Source organism: Bacteroides sp. AF25-38AC, from assembly GCF_003602995.1.
Taxonomy (GTDB): domain Bacteria; phylum Bacteroidota; class Bacteroidia; order Bacteroidales; family Bacteroidaceae; genus Bacteroides; species Bacteroides uniformis.
In genome coordinates this window covers 120,734-139,756 of sequence record NZ_QTMD01000002.1, presented here as the reverse complement: position 1 = coordinate 139,756, position 19,023 = coordinate 120,734, and the positions used below count along the sequence as shown (strand labels likewise).

The 19,023-nt window shown below is 45.4% G+C and carries 24 protein-coding genes, 1 tRNA gene and 1 pseudogene; 4 read left to right on the top strand and 22 right to left on the bottom strand.

What is annotated here, in order from left to right:
* Window positions 1–12: 12 nt before the first annotated feature.
* The 22 genes and pseudogenes from tnpC to DWY55_RS01995 form a co-directional block, all read right to left on the bottom strand.
* Window positions 13–1,686 (bottom strand): IS66 family transposase, encoded by a 1,674-nt coding sequence (tnpC, locus tag DWY55_RS02100; protein WP_120177998.1) that lies wholly within the window; start codon window positions 1,684–1,686, stop codon window positions 13–15.
* A 75-nt stretch (window positions 1,687–1,761) separates the two neighbouring features.
* Window positions 1,762–2,127 carry an IS66 family insertion sequence element accessory protein TnpB gene (gene tnpB, locus DWY55_RS02095; protein ID WP_025868342.1) on the bottom strand — a complete coding sequence of 122 codons (366 nt, stop codon included), beginning with the start codon at window positions 2,125–2,127 and terminating at the stop codon, window positions 1,762–1,764.
* Between the two features lie 3 nt (window positions 2,128–2,130).
* Entirely contained in the window at window positions 2,131–2,487 is a 357-nt protein-coding gene (gene tnpA, locus DWY55_RS02090) for an IS66 family insertion sequence element accessory protein TnpA (protein ID WP_032542126.1), read from the bottom strand.
* A gap of 107 nt (window positions 2,488–2,594) precedes the next feature.
* The gene (locus tag DWY55_RS02085; RefSeq protein ID WP_025081978.1) at window positions 2,595–3,188 is read right to left on the bottom strand and encodes a hypothetical protein; all 594 of its coding nucleotides are present in this window, start codon (window positions 3,186–3,188) and stop codon (window positions 2,595–2,597) included.
* 43 nt (window positions 3,189–3,231) lie between these two features.
* On the bottom strand, window positions 3,232–3,498 hold the full coding sequence (locus DWY55_RS02080) for a hypothetical protein (protein ID WP_120177997.1): 267 nt from the start codon (window positions 3,496–3,498) through the stop codon (window positions 3,232–3,234).
* Between the two features lie 86 nt (window positions 3,499–3,584).
* Complete coding sequence (locus DWY55_RS02075; RefSeq protein ID WP_120177996.1) at window positions 3,585–4,475, bottom strand: DUF932 domain-containing protein; 891 nt, start codon at window positions 4,473–4,475, stop codon at window positions 3,585–3,587.
* Between the two features lie 26 nt (window positions 4,476–4,501).
* Window positions 4,502–5,221, bottom strand: coding sequence for an N-6 DNA methylase (locus DWY55_RS02070; RefSeq protein WP_120177995.1), 720 nt, complete (start codon window positions 5,219–5,221; stop codon window positions 4,502–4,504).
* A 21-nt stretch (window positions 5,222–5,242) separates the two neighbouring features.
* Window positions 5,243–6,055, bottom strand: a complete 813-nt coding sequence (locus DWY55_RS02065) for a DUF4121 family protein (protein ID WP_120177994.1) — start codon at window positions 6,053–6,055, stop codon at window positions 5,243–5,245.
* Window positions 6,052–6,321 carry a hypothetical protein gene (locus DWY55_RS02060; protein WP_120177993.1) on the bottom strand — a complete coding sequence of 90 codons (270 nt, stop codon included), beginning with the start codon at window positions 6,319–6,321 and terminating at the stop codon, window positions 6,052–6,054. The genes DWY55_RS02065 and DWY55_RS02060 overlap by 4 nt, the downstream gene beginning before the upstream one ends.
* A pseudogene (locus DWY55_RS02055) lies at window positions 6,318–7,255 on the bottom strand (hypothetical protein). Before DWY55_RS02055 ends, DWY55_RS02060 begins: the two are co-directional and overlap by 4 nt.
* Window positions 7,256–7,554: 299 nt before the next feature.
* A complete protein-coding gene (locus DWY55_RS02045) occupies window positions 7,555–7,848 on the bottom strand; it encodes a DUF4120 family protein (RefSeq protein ID WP_120177992.1) in 294 nt (97 codons plus the stop codon).
* A gap of 40 nt (window positions 7,849–7,888) precedes the next feature.
* The gene (locus DWY55_RS02040; protein WP_120177991.1) at window positions 7,889–8,104 is read right to left on the bottom strand and encodes a hypothetical protein; all 216 of its coding nucleotides are present in this window, start codon (window positions 8,102–8,104) and stop codon (window positions 7,889–7,891) included.
* A gap of 15 nt (window positions 8,105–8,119) precedes the next feature.
* A complete protein-coding gene (locus DWY55_RS02035; RefSeq protein ID WP_118356528.1) occupies window positions 8,120–9,097 on the bottom strand; it encodes a hypothetical protein in 978 nt (325 codons plus the stop codon).
* An 18-nt stretch (window positions 9,098–9,115) separates the two neighbouring features.
* Complete coding sequence (locus DWY55_RS02030; RefSeq protein WP_120177990.1) at window positions 9,116–9,460, bottom strand: hypothetical protein; 345 nt, start codon at window positions 9,458–9,460, stop codon at window positions 9,116–9,118.
* A gap of 15 nt (window positions 9,461–9,475) precedes the next feature.
* Window positions 9,476–9,631, bottom strand: a complete 156-nt coding sequence (locus DWY55_RS21935) for a hypothetical protein (RefSeq protein ID WP_004326287.1) — start codon at window positions 9,629–9,631, stop codon at window positions 9,476–9,478.
* A 15-nt stretch (window positions 9,632–9,646) separates the two neighbouring features.
* Window positions 9,647–10,264 carry a DUF4313 domain-containing protein gene (locus DWY55_RS02025; protein WP_120177989.1) on the bottom strand — a complete coding sequence of 206 codons (618 nt, stop codon included), beginning with the start codon at window positions 10,262–10,264 and terminating at the stop codon, window positions 9,647–9,649.
* A 57-nt stretch (window positions 10,265–10,321) separates the two neighbouring features.
* A complete protein-coding gene (locus tag DWY55_RS02020; RefSeq protein WP_120177988.1) occupies window positions 10,322–11,203 on the bottom strand; it encodes a hypothetical protein in 882 nt (293 codons plus the stop codon).
* Between the two features lie 3 nt (window positions 11,204–11,206).
* Window positions 11,207–12,376, bottom strand: a complete 1,170-nt coding sequence (locus tag DWY55_RS02015; RefSeq protein WP_120177987.1) for a hypothetical protein — start codon at window positions 12,374–12,376, stop codon at window positions 11,207–11,209.
* A gap of 225 nt (window positions 12,377–12,601) precedes the next feature.
* Window positions 12,602–13,822 carry a site-specific integrase gene (locus DWY55_RS02010; RefSeq protein ID WP_004326283.1) on the bottom strand — a complete coding sequence of 407 codons (1,221 nt, stop codon included), beginning with the start codon at window positions 13,820–13,822 and terminating at the stop codon, window positions 12,602–12,604.
* A 243-nt stretch (window positions 13,823–14,065) separates the two neighbouring features.
* A tRNA-Lys gene (locus tag DWY55_RS02005) sits at window positions 14,066–14,138 on the bottom strand.
* Window positions 14,139–14,232: 94 nt separating this feature from the next.
* Window positions 14,233–15,348, bottom strand: a complete 1,116-nt coding sequence (locus tag DWY55_RS02000) for an AI-2E family transporter (RefSeq protein WP_005828446.1) — start codon at window positions 15,346–15,348, stop codon at window positions 14,233–14,235.
* A gap of 22 nt (window positions 15,349–15,370) precedes the next feature.
* Window positions 15,371–15,976, bottom strand: coding sequence for a thymidine kinase (locus DWY55_RS01995; RefSeq protein WP_005835020.1), 606 nt, complete (start codon window positions 15,974–15,976; stop codon window positions 15,371–15,373).
* 110 nt (window positions 15,977–16,086) lie between these two features.
* Between DWY55_RS01995 and DWY55_RS01990 the strand changes: the two genes are divergently transcribed.
* From DWY55_RS01990 to DWY55_RS01975, 4 genes are all read left to right on the top strand, one after another.
* Window positions 16,087–16,629 carry a hypothetical protein gene (locus DWY55_RS01990; RefSeq protein WP_034523325.1) on the top strand — a complete coding sequence of 181 codons (543 nt, stop codon included), beginning with the start codon at window positions 16,087–16,089 and terminating at the stop codon, window positions 16,627–16,629.
* Window positions 16,630–16,642: 13 nt separating this feature from the next.
* Entirely contained in the window at window positions 16,643–17,317 is a 675-nt protein-coding gene (gene rsmI, locus DWY55_RS01985; RefSeq protein ID WP_008665787.1) for a 16S rRNA (cytidine(1402)-2'-O)-methyltransferase, read from the top strand.
* 34 nt (window positions 17,318–17,351) lie between these two features.
* Window positions 17,352–18,230: a hypothetical protein gene (locus DWY55_RS01980; protein WP_005835026.1), complete on the top strand. Its 879-nt coding sequence runs from the start codon at window positions 17,352–17,354 to the stop codon at window positions 18,228–18,230.
* 86 nt (window positions 18,231–18,316) lie between these two features.
* Window positions 18,317–19,015, top strand: a complete 699-nt coding sequence (locus DWY55_RS01975; RefSeq protein ID WP_117703522.1) for a YjjG family noncanonical pyrimidine nucleotidase — start codon at window positions 18,317–18,319, stop codon at window positions 19,013–19,015.
* Window positions 19,016–19,023 lie beyond the last annotated feature (8 nt).

Sequence of the window (19,023 nt, the reverse complement as noted above, 5' to 3'; positions counted from 1 at the left end):
TTTATGAAGGTATCAGGAGTCTTTCTTGGGAGATTCCGGTGGCGTAACGGATAATATCTTGCCACCGGATAACAGATTGTCAGGTAATAATTCGGCCAGATCCATCGAGTAGTCATCGTCATAATCATGTATATGTTCAAGGAAGTAGATCAGCCACGTGCGGAAGTCAGCCCCGGCAGCCTTGCAGCAGCCGAAGAACGAGTAGAGCACCGCTGCATCTTCAGCGGCATCATTATTGCCACAGAACAGGTAATTACGTCTGCCGCACGCGACAGGCCGCACTTTATTTTCTATCTCGTTATTATCCGGTCTGTAGCGACCGTCAAGATGGTATCTGGAGAGTTTGTCGAACCTTCCGTATGTATATTTTATGGCTTTTCCGATAGGACTGCCTTTCATCACTTTGGGATATTCATTGACCAGCCATTTCTCGAAGCGCACAAGTATGGGATATGCAAGACGTGTCCTAAGTTCAGCCCTCTGTTCATAGGTCAGGCGTTCATCGTCAGCCTTGCGCTCCACGTCATAAAGCAGCTGTATCTGTTCGAGCGCATAGTCGGCACGCTGCGTGTCATTCTTTCTTGCCTCCCAAAAATATCTGCGCGCATGGGCCCAGCAGCCAAGAAGGATAATGCCTTTCTTGGCGTCCAGCATCTCGTACCTTTCGTACCCGTCCGTCTGTATGGCTCCCCGGAACTTGCCGAAGAGTTTCAGCACCACCTTTCCACTTCGGGAACCCTTGTCATAGTAAAAGAACTGACGTCCGGTCATGACGCTGCGCACAAGCCAGATATAACCTTTGACCGTCTTGTGTCTCTCGTCATTCATCACGGGGATTGTCGTCTCATCCGACTGTATGTAGTCAGTCTGCATCACCAGATCCCATAATCGGAAGTACAGGGGGCTTAGCAGATCCGCCACATCCTTGAACCAGTCGTTGACCGTTGACGCGGGGAGGTGTACCCCCACACGCTTGAACTGTTCCAGTTGTCTGTGGAACGGTATGTGATCCACATATTTCCCTATCATCATGTCTGCCAGCAATGAGGCGGAGGCATAGCTCTTTGCTATCGGCATGACGGGAAGCGGGCCGGTCCTGAACTCGTCCGTCCCCTTCCGTTTGGCTGTATGGCGCACTATCCTGCGGATATAGAACTTCTCGGGCTCGTGCATAAGGATCTCGGTCACTTCCTCTCCGGGAAGGAGCGTCCACTCCTCCGGATTATACCCTTCGGGATATATATGAACCTCCTCACGCGCAAGATTTTCCGGAAGGGATTTTCTCGTAGGATGTTGCCTCCTCGCTTTTTTACGGGCGATGATCGCTTCTCTGGTAGCCTTCAGCTCCTTTTCCGCTTCCTCTGCGGCTTCAGCCTCCCGGGGAAGCATGTCGAAGCCTTCAAAATCCAGCCAGCGGTCCTGGGCGTCAGGCTTTATGAACTTTTCCGCCTTCTTCCCGTACAACTGCCGTTCAAGATAGGATACACGTTGTTCCAGACTGTTGATTTTTGCTTCCTTTTGGGCGATTATGGCATCCTTGTCAGACAATAAAGCCTCATACGCCTCTTTGTCCGCAGCTTCAAGGGGCTGCGTGGACACCATCTCCTTCAACCGGCTGTTTTCTCTATACAGACAGTCGCATTTGTGCATGAGATCCTTTATCAGTAATTCCTTATCGGTTGGCATAATCGTTTAATTATGATGCCAAGATACTAAAAAACAGCCGGAATACGACATTGTATATGTTATAATTTGTTACAACTACAACCCATGGAAACCACTTCTTTTATAACGCCTGACCTTGCTGCCGTCCATTCCCTGGACCATCATCACAAGGTCATTCCAGAAGGTTTCAATCGCTTTAATCCGACCTTCCTCCGTATTTATGACCGGCAGATGGAAGTGCCCCTGTTCCAGTTTCATGTGGTATATCACCAGACCACCATATTCCATATGGAGGATTTTCATACAGGTACAGTTCGCATTGATAAAAATGAAAGCGTCACCGTCCCGTACATTCTTTCCCATCTGGTTGGTCACGATGCCGCTAAGCGTATAAAAGCTCTTACGCATGTCTGTCGGATACGGGTAAAGATAATATCTGTTGGATTCATTCAAAGAAAACATAGGCTAACGGTTTGAATTCAAAAATATCAGGGTTTGCAATACCTCCGGTGACAAAGGGCTGTTCAAGCGGACTGTGACGCCATTGGGATAGGAGATCTCACATAGCGGCTGGGGAATTGGCGACGGGCTGACCGGAGGGGCAGACTGAAGGGATTTCTCCTTATGGGGAAGACTGACCTGTCCCTTACTGTTTACCTTTACCGGGATAAAGCCGCCTTTGCGCAGCAGCTTGGAACGCCACGCGTAGAAACGTTTGGGACGAATACATTCATTCGAACAAAAATCTATAACTGAAAGTCCGCTCGACTTGAAACGGGCATAAATAGATTCAAAATCTTCCATGGTCCATTGATGTGACATAATGATTGAGCTTTTTTACTTTGGCTACAAAAGTAACATCACATTTTTAGAATGAAAGGGGGAGTTTATCGAATACTTACATATAGCCTTTGTCATATTGATTTCTTTCATGATTCCAGTTTTTTAGGTTTGATGACTTTTATAAGTTGTGTTTTGCGGAATACATATACCGTTTTCCCTTTTTCACTGACTCTTTTGGGAAGGCTTTTCCAGGTATCCCATCCGTTGACAATTTCCGGAGTGAATTCCAGTTTTCCCGTTTCGCCGATTACGGCAAAGGAAAGTCCTTTGTCCAGAGGGGAAGGTGTATGGTCCTTGTCGGGAACAAAGACAGAAAATTCAGGATTGCTGATTTCATAGATTTTTCCTTCATAGCCCAGAAACCATCTGCCATTTTCATACAGGTAAGTCCAGTCACCGAGCAGGAAGAACTTTTCCTTGCCTGATATTTCCTTTGCTTCGTGAATGGGATTCCCATTATTCAAAGGCCAGCAGCTTGTCTTGTTTTCATTTGATGAGAGGCTGCCTCCCAGATGGAGCAGGTTTCCCAAAGCGAGCAGTTTTCTCACCCTGTCTTCCGTACGGTAGAATGTCCTGAGTATTCTTCCGCAGTTTTCAAAATCCCCTTTTTCAAAAACGGTGATGTACCGTATTCCTTCCGGCAGGGACATTCCGATGTAAGTGTTTTCATTATTTGTCATAGTCGTATATTTTTATATGATTGTTTATGAATGGGATTCTTTGTCATTCCAAGTCTCTTGCGCGGACTGGATTATAGGGACAGGACTGTACCAGGTAATTGGTATTTCCGCCCTGAGTCTGACTGTGCTGTCTGAAACATTCGATGTCATCTTCCTCCAGTTTCAGTTTTCTTCTGTTCTTTTGCAGGAAGTCTGCTGCCTTTTCTATGGAAGAGAAGACCGCCTTTGGCTCGAATGAACTGTATTCGTGCCATGCGTTGCAGCTGAAAAGGATATACATTTCAGCCTTTATTCTGTTACTTGCTGCCATATCTTATCTGATTATTCGGGTTGATAAATGACAAAACCCGATTCCGCTGGTGACGGAACCGGGCCTGTCGTATTCGGTTTCAGGTTCTAATTCTGGTTATATGAAAGCAGGAAATCGGCCATTGCTCCGTTCTGTGGAATCATGGCAGGAAAATCAGTCTTTCCCGGTTTATAGATTTCTGTCGCTACATTGTAGACATCCCACGCTGTAATGCGTGGCTGTTCAAGTGAGAGTTTGAGCAGTTCTTCCGTAAACACGGAAATCTGTCCCTGGTTAAGTGGATAGGTGTCCACCTGTGATGCCAGTCTTTTGTCTGCACTGTCATGGGATACACGCAGAGCCGTCAACATACCGATGATCATGTACAATTCACCGGGTGTCAACACCTTTTCCTTGAGCCTTTGGATTCGGCTTCTGTCCGCATCCATGTCACGCTCAAAATTGCGCATCCAGTCATCCACCTTCCCGAGCAGTTCCTCGGTAGTCACCTTGTCCTTACCGTAGTTGGCAACGCTTCGTTCGGGTGAAAGGATACACTGGTTGTGGCAGATACGTACGCAGGGACCTATTGCCGCCTGGATACCGTCCTGATGGTAGGCTACCACGAGTGTGGTTGTCAGTTCGTCGGTATCCCCGTTCAGAATACGGATGGTGGTGAATATTCTGCGCAGTACATGTGCCTCTACCGCCTTCTCTCCATAGGTCTGTTCCACCTGTGGCAGGATGACCACTCCGGGCTGTGTCCGGTTCTTGTTCTGGGCGGCGAAGATTTCCTCCACCTCGTAGTTCAGGTTGTGACGGCGGCAGATGTCCGTCATGCGCTGGATGACCTGGTAGTGGTAGATTCCCCTGACCGGATTGCCGTAGATGTCGTTCTCCTTGTAGGTACGCTGTAGTGTTTCAAGGTCCATTACTTCGATTCCGTTGTTCTGGAAATCAAACTGTCTCTGATTGTTCAATGTTGCTAAAGCTTCCATAATTATATTTTTTAAATGGTTGGTAATTATTTGTCCAATAGGTTGATGATACGGACTGCCTCTTTGAAGCGTCCGATATTTTCCGGAAGAGGATTCCTGTATTCCTCTTCCTTCATGCGTCTTATAGAAGGTATTCCCGTCAAGGGCAGAGCCTGGTTGACTTTCCATCCGTCGGTGAATGCCTTCGGCTGGAGACTGTCATGACAGATCACTTCCCCGATACATCCGTGGATGAGCATGTTGCATACGGTCATCATGCAGCAGGTCCGGCTGATGTCTTCTCCGACCAGATAGTTTCCCGGATTGTGCGCATGGTATGCCAGCAGGAGCCTTCCGCTGCCGCATGTAGGGTCTCCCATCCTCTGTCCGGTCTCTTTTTTACCTGCCGCGCACATGACCATGAGTTCACAGATATGTGACGGCGTGAAGAACTGTCCGTTTGCCTGCTGTCCCGGTTTTGAGCAGTAGGCCATGTGGAGTTCACCGAAAGCGTCGAACCAGCCCGACCTGCCGATTTGTTTCTGCATGATACGTGTCCATTCGGCTGTCATTTCCATGAACGAGGCGTTTTGCTGACGCTTGTATTTCCAGTTGCTTATTGGCGGTGCTCCAGGAGAGAAGCCGTGGATGATGAAACGCAGCAGGTCGTTGAATACGGTCTGTATTTCATAGCCGCATGAGGAGGCAAAGCCTGTGATGAGCCTGTCGAGCGGCCTGACTTCGTTGGAGATTTCATATCGTGCCATATTCCTTTATTTTATAATTGGTTATAGACTGTCGTTGATTCTGTATACTGTTACGGTATGGTTTTCATTGTCCGTGTGGATTCTGACCGGACCGTATCCCATGAATTTCATGCGGATTTGTCCGTGCTGTCCCATACCGTTCCACTGCTCACGTGATATTTCCTTAATATCCATGCGGTATCCCCAAAGTACAAGAGAGTCAGGCAGGATTCCCTTGTAGAGTCTGCCTTTCAGGATTGCGGCCAGCTCGTCCAGCTCGCTCCGGCTGTATAGCGTAAATGAAACGCTGCGGAAGGTGTATTCGCCTGTCCTTTCCCTGTCCTGGTGTTTCATGATATGATAGCGGAACCAGTTACGGGTGGTGTAACCGTCATACAACGGATTCGGTTCTCTGTATTCCCATTTCCTGACCGGAGCATCAAACCTGAGACTGCCCGTATTGCTGCGCTTCCCGAATCCCCATGTCCTGAATATGCGGATTTCTGTACCTACGGGTTTCATGTTCCGGATATTGACCTGCGTCCAGGGACTTCCGGTGGTATCATAGGCGGCTTTTCCCATGTCATCGAAACAGAATACCGTTTCCGGTATCAGGCATATATCCGCATATTTTCCTGTTATCCGTTCTATATGAGCTTTTCCGAAATAGTCACCAGAACGTGAGACAAATTCCACGCAGTCTCCTTCTGTCGGGCACATCTGCCTGCTTCGGACATTCTCCATCAGTTCCAGCATACGGTTCACTTTCCGTACTTCCTTTTCTGTAATGGGATACCCGAAGTCACCGTTTGCCAGTTCAAGACTGTCAAGGTCATATCGTATCTTTGTATTCATCCTGTTCTCCTCCTGTTTTGTGTATAGCGTTCAACCTGTCGGGTGATCATATCACAGAATTTCTGGCCGTTTTCTTCCTCACCCCTGAAATAGGCGGCCATCATCAGCAGGTTCTTGTTGTAATAATGCACCCATTTGTCATGGAAATGTGCGCCGGGAACCTGTCCGAATGTTTCCTGAAACAGTTCCAGGGTCAGATTCTCGTCCTGTCTCCTGTTGTATTCCCATATTGCCAGAAGCAGCATGTCATTGTAATTCAGTCTCATATTGCGTTGGTATTTGAAATGCCATTATGATGTTGCAGCAACCGATTTCCCGGACATTCTCCTTCAGCTTTCCGTTGTTTACCAGTCTGTCGTATGCCTCATGCACAAACCTGTATGCAGGCGAATCATAGCCGATACCGTGCAGATGTGATGTCGTCGCCACATTTATCCGTGATGCCATCATGGAAAGTATGTCCTCTTTCCCTGCCCGGCGGTTGCTGAAGGCATCCAGTATATTCCTGTGGATGCACGTTCCGTATCTGGCACGGTAATATTCCATTTCTTCTTCATCGGTGAAGGAATACACCTCTTCAGCTATCGTATCCTTTACAAGACGGAATGTACGGCCTCCTTTTTTCAGTATGGCTGTAATCTGTGGAATATGCAGTGTTTCACAGTAGCCGCTTATTTCCATCGGATGCACGTACAGGCGTGTCTTTCCTTTTACAAGATACATGGCCTGTGATGTACAGCCGGTTATGTCCGTGTCGAATCCCTCTCCATGAAATTTCTCTTTTATTTCCTTGTAGAATGCGTCCGTTTTCTCATGGGAAAGACCTTTTCCCCATTCATATCCGCTTTCCAGACTGAAAAGCAGATGGAAGAGGGTTGTCCGTCCGGTCTTGCTTTCCCAGTAGCCGTAAAGGTCAGTCGTGCCGGATTTCGGTCCGAACCTGTATCCGTCCGGAGTATAGCTTTCCATCACTTCCAGGAGTGAGTTCATGAAATTTTCCGATTCTTCCGATTTCCACCATTCTGACGTATCGTCATCCATGGCATAAGCCGGTATATGGTTCATAACCTGCAGGTATTCCGGAGTCTCTTTCAGAATGTCCAGCATCCTTGTGACGGCTTCCTTCCTTTGTCTGATGGAGAACAGTTCCGTTCCGGTATCCGCGTGAAGCCTGTTCTGTGTCTTCTGGTCTGTAATCATGACTTCTGATATTTATTGTTATACATTGTCTGCCTGTAAGGTACAGGCATTCTTATTTCTTGTTGTCCCTGTTGTCTGTTTGCCCGCATCCCTGCAAGGCTTGGCGGAAAAAAATACCGGAGCGAAGCGAGGATGATTTTTTTCCAGACAACCAGCCCGGCAGGGCCGCCTTGCGGGAGTTGCGCGGCAAACAGCTATTTTTGCAGCAAGAAATGAGGATGCTGTCATCATGTCTCCGGCATAAAAAAAGGGAACCCCATATTGCATGAGGCTCCCCGATACAGACTGTCGCATATATGTCAGGTATGTATGCTCCATCCGTGGAAACGTTCCATGATGACGGCAAAGGACTCGTCCGGATTTCCATGATACAGCAGTCCTCCGACAATGCCTGTATTCCCGTCCGGATAACGTTCGCAGAATCCGAACGAATACGGCGCATGGTCGTAATAGAGTTCGATTTCGCATGGACGGTTCTCGTTCTTCTCCCATTGCTTGAGACGTTCAAGACAGTTTTCCAGTGTCTTGTCATTGATGGATTTTGCATACTGTACGACCTCGTCGTAATGCTCTTGTGAACAACAGATTTTCATATTTTTGTAGTTTTTAGTGGTTGAAATGTTTATTGTATTATCAATATAAAATATCAAGTTCGCTAATGAATACTTCAGCTTTACCGAATCCGTCACCTATAAGAATAATCAGATCATCATATTCAAGTTTTTCATTCGTCATTTCTTCTATATCAGGCATTATCAGAATTTCATAAATGCCTGAAGTCTCTCCGGCAGGGTCGTGCCAGTAAACTTTTGTTCCTATTGACAGTTCTTGTATATCTATATTTTTCATTTTCTCGTTTGTTTTTCAGTCAATCCAGAAAGTACCGCAATGAGGGCATCTGCATCCGGCAGGATATTCATTCGAATACCGCACGTCACGGTGGCGTTTGTAGTTCATGTCACCGAAGGTGCATTTCCCGCTTCGGAATGTCTGCTCGTAAGCGGCTTCCTGTTTCTTGTATTCAGCCATCCGGCTTTTTCGGACAGATCCGGTAAAAGGTATCATGCCCGTTTCCCATTTTGTGGAATCACACCAGTCATTGGTCATGCCGCAGACTTCATTGGCATAGGAATAGTGTACCTGTGAATCGACAAACAGGTTCTCCCTTCGGAAAGGAAAAGTGATATCCAGCGGAATCCGTACATGATGTCCGGAACCGTTCCGGCTGTCGGCAATGGCCACCACTACATTCCCGTGGAAACGGATGCTCTTGAAATCGTTCTCAGGGTCTTTGCTGATGAGCCTGTCAAACATGGCGTTGAAGTAGATGCGCAGTTCTCCGCCGTATGTGGCATTCTCTACCAGTTCTTCAATCTTCTCGTCAAACTGCCCCTTTTTCAGATGCAGTGCGCGGCGTACCTTATGGCAGGCCATGGCGACTGATTCTCCCCGCAGTGAACAACCGGTCAGATATCCGCTGATTTCCACTCCGAGCGAATAGAAGAAATTAGTGACGGACGAGTTGCGTATCAGGTCCTTTACCGGGTCGGAATCGTTCCGGTCGTAGATAAGTTCCCTGATTTCATCTTCATGCTCTTCAAACTCTCCGGCAAGATTGTCCGCTTCCATATTCTTTCTTGTCTCCTCTAGATAGTCGTGCATGTTTGAGCTTTCCTGTTCCTCATACCATTCGTATGCCTTTTCATAGAGTTTTTCCATATTGTTGGAACGGATGCATTCCTCCTGGATGTCTTCATGTTCATCAAGGTCATCCCGATAATCCACGTAGTAGAGGCTTACATACTGTGGTATATAGTCTGTAAGTTGTAATGTCTGGTTCATGATTCCTGATTTTAAGAGTTATACAAACGAAAAAGCCCTGCTTGTCGTGCAGGGCCTGATTCTTGTGGAACTGAAACCTTTGGAATGTCTGTTTGTATGGTATCTCCATGTCTCAAGCAGATAATCCTTGGTTCCCTTGATACTTCCGTGTACCATACATCCTTTTTCATCGTACAGGTAGCAGGTGTTAAGTAGAACCGGTATGCCGTCATGCACCTTGTACATGTGCAGCTCAATATCATTCTTTATGGCGGCAGACTTTTCCTTTTCCATTTTTCTGTGTATGGCTTTTCTGACCTCGCCGATATGGGGTGAGGTATAGCCGATTATTTCCGAATGGAATGCAAACTGATATTTTCCCATAACACTTTATCCGTATTAAAATTCTGATATAAGTTCATCTTCATATACCTCCAGTTCAAGACCGCTCTCGACAATCCTGACCAGCCAGCGGCATTCCAGTCTTTCCATCAGTTCGACGGCACGGTATCCCTTATAGGGACGTCTCAGAAATACAATGTCTCCGGTTTTCATATTTGTTCCTCCTTTTTATTGTGCGTAGATTGTTTCTATCAGTTCTGCATCCGTAAGATAGCGCAGTTCCTGTGTGGAGCAGAACAGGCAGATGCCATCCAGCAGTTCATATGCCGCAGCATCCAGGTTCCGTACTCCTTCGATCAGAGATTCTTCCAGTTCCTTGCTTGAAACAAGATATATTCCGTGAATGTCTTGAACAGTTCTCAAAGGGAAACGTCTTTCCTGATAGATGATGTCCTTTATCATGTCATCCTGTGGTGGCAGTTTGGCGCTGATTGTCTTGAACTGTTCGGGTGCGAGTTCCTTCAACCTGTCAGGATTGAAGCGGAACATTCTGAATCCCTGATATTCAAATCCGGCAGGTTCTGCTATTCTGTTACTGGTCAGAAAATCATGCACATGTCTGTTGCAGTCCCGGTTGTCCACATAGGCATGGAACGGGGGAAGGGAATTGAGGTTGACGGTGATGTCCGTGTAGGATTCCCAGCATTCCGGATTCTCCTTAGACCGGGATTCAAGTCCTACATACAGATTGTCATTGTCGATATAACTGTTCAGGACGAGTCTGACCTCAATGCGTTCAGCCGGATCTGTGGCTGTTTTCCAGTATAGAGTGTTTGATTTGTTCATACTTGTATTGTTTTTATGAGGGAATACGGCAATTATTCTACCGCATTCCCCCGAATGTTATGATTTGATATTTATTTGTTCCTGTGCGGACTCCTTTTTCACGGTCCTCAATCTTTTTAGGAGATACAGGAAATATTCACGGTCATAGATCCGGAAAAGAAATTCCTCTGATGTCTCCTTGATGTGTCCGATGAAAGTTGCGGATTCCCTGCCGGGAGGATATTGAAAGAAATGTCCGTCGGAAACAAGGGTGAGCTTCTTTCCGGATACATGGTCTATCAGTTCGTCCGGAGTTTCGTAATGTCCTTTTTCTTTATAGAACTGATAATGGTTCCGGCGAAGACTTTTCAGGGTATTCGCCATGTCCGTCCTTGCTTGTCTGGAATCTGATTGGATGACAAGGTTGCAGATGAATACGGGCTGTTTTCCGTCCAGTGAAAAATAATAGGGAATGAGTCTGGTTCCGGTTGTGACCGTTTTACTTGTTTCCTCTTTTGAGATCACGGCTTTCCGGTTGATGATTTCCATGTGACGGTCTATCTGACTGTCCAGTTCGGATTGCGGAGTAAGTACGGAGCGTAGGCCCTTGAAATATCTTCCTTGACGAGTAAAGCAGAAAGAGTACATATTTCCGTAATACGGTTCTCCTACAAAGAACGAGTTTTGTCTCATGCGCAAGGGTGGCAGTACATCCAGCAGGTCATAGTATTCTTCTTCAGTGATTTCCTTGAACGGTTCGGACAGGGACTGATTGTATAGCCGCAGCTTCTTATCCATCTCAGAAGGTGTTACGGCTTTCAGATAGGGATTGTTTTCCTGTATGCGCAGTTCTTCGATTGTCTCCCCACCATAGTCATTGTGGAATCCGTCACTCATACTCGTCAGGCATGTTCCGTCGAAGTAGCGGGAATCGATTACATATTTCAATCGGTCTTTCATGTCTTATAGGTTTTGAAGGTTCAACACTCTTTTGACTGCATATACGGCATTCTGTGTAAGTTGCCGTTGCCATGCCTGGTATCTCGGCGACCATTTGAAACCGTATGATTTCAGTTCCTTGCGCCTCTGGTCATCCGGAATATTGTCAAACTGGATTTGCAGGCGGTCTGCCTCATAGTTCCATACCAGCGTTCCGCCTTCAAATTTCAGTTCACGGTTTTCCCGTTCTCTGATTTCCTGAAGTTTCAGTCTGGCCTGGCGTGCCATTTCCGGCAGTTGGAAGAAACGGTTCCGCGGAGTGATAACCGGTTTTTTGCATTGTGCATTGAAGTCTGTAATGAAGTCCACCGCTTTCTGTACGATTTCCACTTCTCCTTTTCCTGCATAGGTGCTTACTTTATTAAGGATACTGCTGACAAACAAGGCACGGCTGTATCCTCTTGCTTTACCGGTATCAATATCATGAATGGTCTGTGCGCTGCTTGCAATGTCACGCTTCAGGCGGTTCCATGCCTCCTCTTGCTTCTGTTCTTCCGGTTTGGCAGCCTCTTTCATCCTTTCCATGGCAGCCTTGAAGCGGTTACGCCAATCATGAAATTCATCAAATCTGTTCTGGTATGCATCCAAGGCTTTGTTGTTGCGCTGGCAGTTGAATTTGGCAGGCCCTGTCACCATCGGACTGGCACATCGTGAGAGACAGCCCAGCAAGGCAGAGAACTTGCTATGGTATGCACTGACATACTCGTTCTGCTTTTCTTCCGGAATCTGTTTCAGATCCTCTACAAGTTGTTTTTCATATTGCATGATGTCTGTTTCCGCCCTTGCTTCAGGTTCGAAAGAACTCCATCTGTACGCGTTGTATGCAGCATCAAGCAGGTCTTCCAGATAGCCGGGATACAGGAATTCCACAGCTTCCCATTTTTCAAATTCAGACGGATGAAGTTCTGTTTCTCCGTCTGCCGCTTCGATTGTGTGTACATAGGAGCCCATTCCCGTACAGCGTTTACGGAAATGAAAAAGGACAGCTTCGTCATCCGTCCCTTGTTCTCTGATTTTCTTCACTCGGTAAGCATTCTTTCTTGTCAACGTGACAACCGTCTGTTTTCCGGTCTTGTCCTTCATGAGGTCTGCTACTGTACCTTCACATACCTTCTTTCCAACTTCTTCAGTCATATTCTTTTATTTAAATTAGACATGACCGGCTCCGTGGAGCCAGTATTTCAATTTCTTACTGGCCCGGCTGTTCTTTGCCAATGACCGGTGCAAGGCTTGGCGGAAAAAAATACCGGAGCGAAGCGAGGATGATTTTTTTCCAGCCAACCAGCCCGACAGGGCCGCCTTGCACAGTCAGTGGCAAAGGGCGATATTTGCTGTAAGAAATGAAATAATGGTTGAAAATTATATTGCGAACTTGTTTTGCAGTACTTTCATTTCATTGGCAATGGTAGAATTCATTATTTTGGCATAAATACGAGTTGTACGAATGTCTGTGTGTCCTAACATTTTGGCAATGGATTCCAAGGAAACCTTATTTGCAATAGCCAGTGATGCAAATGTATGTCTTGCAATATGTGTGGAAAGATTCTTCTGAATACCACATACATCAGCTATTTCTTTCAAATAACTGTTCATTCGTTGGTTGCTGGGAACAGGAAGTAATAATCCTTTTTCATTGCAGATTGGATTTGACTGATATTTCTCTAAAATAAGTCTTGGTATATCCAACAATGGAATGTCGCACATATTATCGGTCTTTTCCCTTGCTTTTCTTATCCACCATTCACCATTATCAGCCTGTACAAGGTGTTCCTTTTTCAGATTCTTTACGTCTGTGAAAGCCAAACCGGTGAAACAACAGAAGATGAATATGTCCCTTACGGTTTGTAATCGTTGAATATCAAAATCTTTATTGATGATTTTGCGAAGTTCCATTTCGTTTAAGAATTCACGGTTACACTTGGTCTGTTTGAAGTGTATTTCTGCAAACGGATCATCAGTTATCCACTTCTTTATCAATGCAGTTTTGATGATTTTCTTTAAATTTTTCAGATATTTCACTGTCGCATTTTGCGCACAGTTTTTCTGTATTTTAATGAAATGTTCGAATTTGGTTATAAATTCATAGTTGATTGATTTTAATGGAATATCAGCCAGTTTATATTGTTCACTGATAAACTCCTTCAAATATCTTGCTGTACGTTCGTATCGAAGTACAGTACCTTCGGCATATTCCTTGTTCATTAATTCCCGATATTCCGAATTGTGTTCCTGGAATACTTCAAGCAGCATTTTGGGAGTAGAGTGTTCTCCATAATAGATATTTTTTATAATATCTGCTGTAATAGGTTTACCGTCCTGCTCAAGTTCACGGTGAATTTGAAGGATTTTAGTTCTTATCGTATCAAGATAGTGGTTTATTTCTTGATACTTCTTTTCCCTGCCAATCGCGCATTCTTTTTGCGTATTCCATTTTGTAACATCTATACTTCGCTTGATTTGTACCTCTGCACGTTTTCCGTTTATTGTGATACGCATACAGATTGGTGCTTCTCCATTTTTAAGCAGCTTTGATTTCTTCAGGAAAAACAATACCGTAAAATAGTTTCTTTGCATTGCCATACTCTTCTTTTTTTGATGGTGTAAAAATACATGTTTTGAAAAGAGTTTGTTTTATGCAAAACGCAGAGAATCAGTGAAATATAATCCAATCAGGTGGACTTGTTTTTATGTGGAAATTAAGTCCACCTATTTCACCTCCAGTAAAATGCGGTATTCTGCTTCAATTTGCAGTATGGATAAAAAGAAAAACCGCTGATAATGATTGATTATCAGCGGTTTTCATTGTTTTGCTTTTTGTTTGAGTGATCCGCCTGGGGCTCGAACCCAGGACCCCAACATTAAAAGTGTTGTGCTCTACCTGCTGAGCTAGCGAATCAGACCTTATTACTGTTAAGCGGGTGCAAAGATAGGCACTTTTGTTTAAAAAACAAATGGATTAAGGGAAAAAGTTTTGAGAACGACTTCTGCTTTTACTCTTCTTGTTGATTATCAGTCTGTTCAAACTTGTGAATTTTTTCTCTGTTTATGATGAAACGTTGATAGTAGGAGAGCATAAGGGTGGTAAGCGGAAGTGCTATAATCATACCCAGCATCCCCATCAATGACCCCCAAATCGATAAAGACAGTAAGATGATGGCAGGATTCAGGCCCGTAATCTTCCCCATGACACGCGGTACGATGAATCCGTCTTGAATGGCTTGTACTATGATGAATACCGCAAGGGCCGATGCAATGATAATCCAGAAGTTTCCTCCCGTATCCGCTGCTTTCAGTATGGCCAGCACGATGGTAGGTATAAAGCCGATAATCTGCAAATAAGGTACTAGGTTTAAAGCGCCGATGAATAAGCCGAGTCCAATGGCCAGTGGGAAATCAATAATCAGAAAGCCTATACTGAACAGAATACCGACACACAATGCCACGAATGCTTGTCCGCGGAAGTATCTGTTCATGCCGTCTTTCACATCGTTCATTACATTGATTACGAAGGGCCGGTATTTCTGTGGTACCAGGTGGGTCCACCCTTCGGAAATGCTTTCGTAATCCAGCAATATGAAAACTATATAGAGAAGAATGAGGAAGAAAGTGAAGAAACTGAACAGCAGATTGACGGATTCTGACAACAAGGACCAGAGCCGGGGAACGGTTTCCTTGATGGCGTTCAGCATATTCTCTTCCTTGAACAATTGGGTGACAAACTGGGTGTCTATGTTCTCACGAAGGAATTCAGAGAGTGTTTTGGGCACATTGCCGTCGTGGGTTCCGTTGGAAAAGTAGTCTATTACCAAATCTTTTACCCTGACGAATTCGTCCATCATGGGAGGCACAAGCAGATAGAAGGCGGTTCCTCCTACAATCAGAATACTGAATAAGGCGCAGAAGATGGATATGACCCGGTTCTTGAGCCTTAATCTGTACTGGAAGAAGGTGACCAGGGGGTATATCAGATAGGCAATGAGCCATGCGATGAAGAATGGCAGCAATACGCCGCTTAGACGCTTGAAGAGCATAAGGATGCCGATAATGATGACACCGAGTATGACACCGCGGATAAAACTGTCGAATGTAATCTTTTTGCGTTCCATAATGCTCTGTTTTTTGTATTTGTTAATGACCGATTTCCTTTTGGTCGGCTTGGATGGCTTGCTGATAGCACTCTCGGCATAGCGGTTCATATTCTTCGGTTTCCCCCAGCAGTACTTGTTTGTCGTTCTTGACGGTACGGTGGGAGAACGAGGCAAGTTGACCACATTTCACACAGATGGCATGTACTTTGGAAACTTCGTCTGCAATGGCACACAGTCCCGGCATAGGGCCGAATGGAATACCGCGGAAGTCCATATCCAGTCCGGCTACAATGACGCGTATACCATTGTTGGCAAGCTGGTTGCATACATCAATCAGGCCGCTGTCAAAGAACTGGGCTTCGTCAATGCCCACTACATCTATCTCTGAAGTGAAGAGCAGAATGCTGGCAGACGAGTCGATGGGAGTGGAGGCTATGGAATGACTGTCATGCGATACGACATCGGCTTCGGAATAACGGGTGTCTATGGCAGGCTTGAATATCTCTACGCGTTGTTTGGCAAATTTTGCCCGTTTCAGTCTCCTTATCAGCTCTTCGGTTTTGCCGGAGAACATGGAACCGCAAATGACCTCAATTCTTCCCCTGCGTTTGGTTTCCTGTATATGATCTTCTGAAAATAATACCATGTTTTCGAGTGTTATATTTAAGCGCAAAAGTAACACTTTTGTTTGCTTTCCGATATTTTTTCATTATTTATTTCTACATTTGTAGCGTTAACACGGACTGTGTAAAGGATATGCAAACCCTATTAAACGACATAGAATTAGATATTCAGGAATTGAAATGTTTGATGCAGGCCATTTCAAGTGATGCCAATCCGACATTGAAGATTGTGGCAAAACGGAATATCCAGCAGATGAAGGCACGCTTGGAGGCGTTGCAAGAACTGCTTGAGGAGGCGCCAACGGCTGTTGTGTCGCCCCTGGAGGAACCCCCTGCTGTTACTACTCCTTTGACCGAATCGGTTTCTCCGGTCGAATCGGTTATTCCTGATACAGTGAAGATGGTATGTGAGGAACCGGAAACAGTTCCTATTTTGGCAGAACGCATCAAGCCTGCCAAGGATTTGAAACATGCCATCAGTCTGAACGATTCATTCCGTTTTGTCCGCGAACTGTTCGCAGGCGATGCTGCACGGATGAATGAAGTGGTACGACGTTTGGGTGAGGCTCCTTCTTTGGACAAGGCTATGGATATTTTTGCTTCGGAAGTGCACCCGGATGAAGAAAATGAAGCCGCCGTCGATTTTATGGAACTCCTCAAAAAATATTTCAGCTAAACAACCGATAAGTATGGGAAAACTTTATGTAGTGCCTACCCCGGTAGGAAATTTGGAAGATATGACATTCCGTGCTATCCGGATTCTGAAAGAAGTGGATTTGATACTTGCTGAGGATACACGTACCTCCGGCATATTGCTGAAACACTTCGAAATAAAGAATGCGATGCAATCTCACCATAAATTTAATGAACATAAAACGGTTGAAAGTGTTGTTAATAGAATAAAGGGGGGAGAAACTGTAGCTTTGATTTCGGATGCAGGTACGCCGGGTATATCCGACCCGGGCTTTCTGGTAGTCAGAGAGTGTGTGCGTAACGGCATCGAAGTGCAATGCCTGCCGGGAGCGACAGCTTTTGTACCGGCATTGGTGGCTTCCGGACTGCCGAATGAGAAGTTCTGTTTTGAAGGTTTCCTTCCACAGAAGAAAGGAAGGATGACCCGCCTGAAGGCATTGGCCGAGGAGTGTCGTACCATGGTGTTCTATGAGTCTCCCCACAGATTGGTAAAAGCTTTGACGCAGTTTGCCGAACATTTCGGTGCCGAACGTCAGGCTTCTGTTTCGCGGGAAATCTCAAAGATGCACGAAGAAACGGTGCGTGGAACGCTTACAGAATTGATTGAACATTTCACGGCGAACGAACCGCGCGGTGAAATTGTGATTGTAGTAACAGGAATAGACGATTAAATAACTTCATTAACCAAACGTAAAACGAAAGCGTATGAAAAAGTTAGCAGTTTTAATTGTATGCGCGGCTGTAATGGCTTCGTGTGACAGCTTCTCTGGTGGCAGTAAGAACCAGCTGAAAGCTGAAAATGATTCTTTATTGATGGAACTGACTCAGCGTAATGCTGAATTGGACGAGATGATGGGCACTTTCAATGATATTTCAGAGGGATTCCGCCAGATTAATGCAGCAGAGAGCCGTGTGGATTTGCAGCGTGGTGCTGTGGCAGAAGGCTCTTTGAATGCCAAGCAGCAGATTGCGTCGGATATTGAGTTTATCCGTAAGCAGATGGAAGAGAACAAGGAACAGATTGCCAAATTACAGTCCATGCTGAAGAATAGTAAGAATAACTCTGCCCAGTTGAAGAGGGCTGTGGAGTCCCTGACTCAGGAGTTGGTGGCAAAGACCCAGCGTATCGAGGAATTGCAGGCTGAGCTGGCTTCCAAGAATATCCGTATCCAGGAACTGGATGCTGCCGTAACCGGTTTGTCTACTGAGAAAGAAGAATTGACTGCCGAAAATGAGGCGAAGGCTCAAACCGTTGCCGAACAAGATAAGGCACTCAATACGGCTTGGTTTGTATTTGGTACGAAGAAAGAGTTGAAGGACCAGAAGATATTGACAAATACCGGACTTTTCAAAAAAGGCCAGGTGCTGAAAGATTCTGATATCAACAAGGACTACTTTACACAAGTGGATATCCGTACGACAAAAGAGATTAAACTATACTCTAAAGATGCTGATATCTTGACTACTCATCCCGCTGGTTCTTATGCGTTGGAGAAAGATGATAAAGGACAGCTGACTTTGAAGATTACAAATCCGAAAGACTTCTGGAGTGTGTCCAAGTATTTGGTAATCCAGGTAAAATAACACTGTTATAGACTGATACAGAACGGACGCAGGTTATTGGAATTGATAATCTGCGTCTATTTTTATATATCCCTTTCCTTTAAATTATGGCATCCCAATATAAGAACCTATTTTTTGACCTGGACGATACGCTTTGGGCATTTTCCCTTAATGCACGCGATACATTCGAAGAGATGTATCACAAGTATGATTATGACCGTTTCTTTCGTTCTTTCCAGCATTTCTATACGCTTTATCAGCATCGTAATGTAGAGCTGTGGGAAGAATACGGCAGAGGGCAGGTCAGTAAGGAAGAGTTGAACCGCCAGCGTTTTCTATATCCTCTGGAGGCAGTAGGGGCGGGGGATGCTGCTTTGGCCGAGGCTTTTTCTGATGATTTCTTTTCGGTCATTCCCACAAAAAGTCGGCTGATGCCGCATGCGTATGAGGTACTGGAATATTTGGCGGGGAAATATAACCTCTATATCCTTTCCAACGGCTTCCAAGAGCTGCAATGTCATAAGATGCGTTCGGCAGGCATTGACCACTTTTTTAAGAAGATTGTTCTCTCTGATGACATCGGTATCTTGAAGCCCTGGCCCGAAATTTTTCATTTTGCCCTTTCTGCCACACAATCCGAGGTGCGTGATTCTTTGATGATAGGCGATAGTTGGGAGAATGATGTGGCAGGAGCCAAAGGAGTGGGCATGCACCAAGTGTTTTATAATGTAACAGGGAAGGAAGAACTGCCTTTCCAACCGACTTATCATATCAGTAATCTGAAAGAATTGATGCAGATTTTGTGACATTGAAA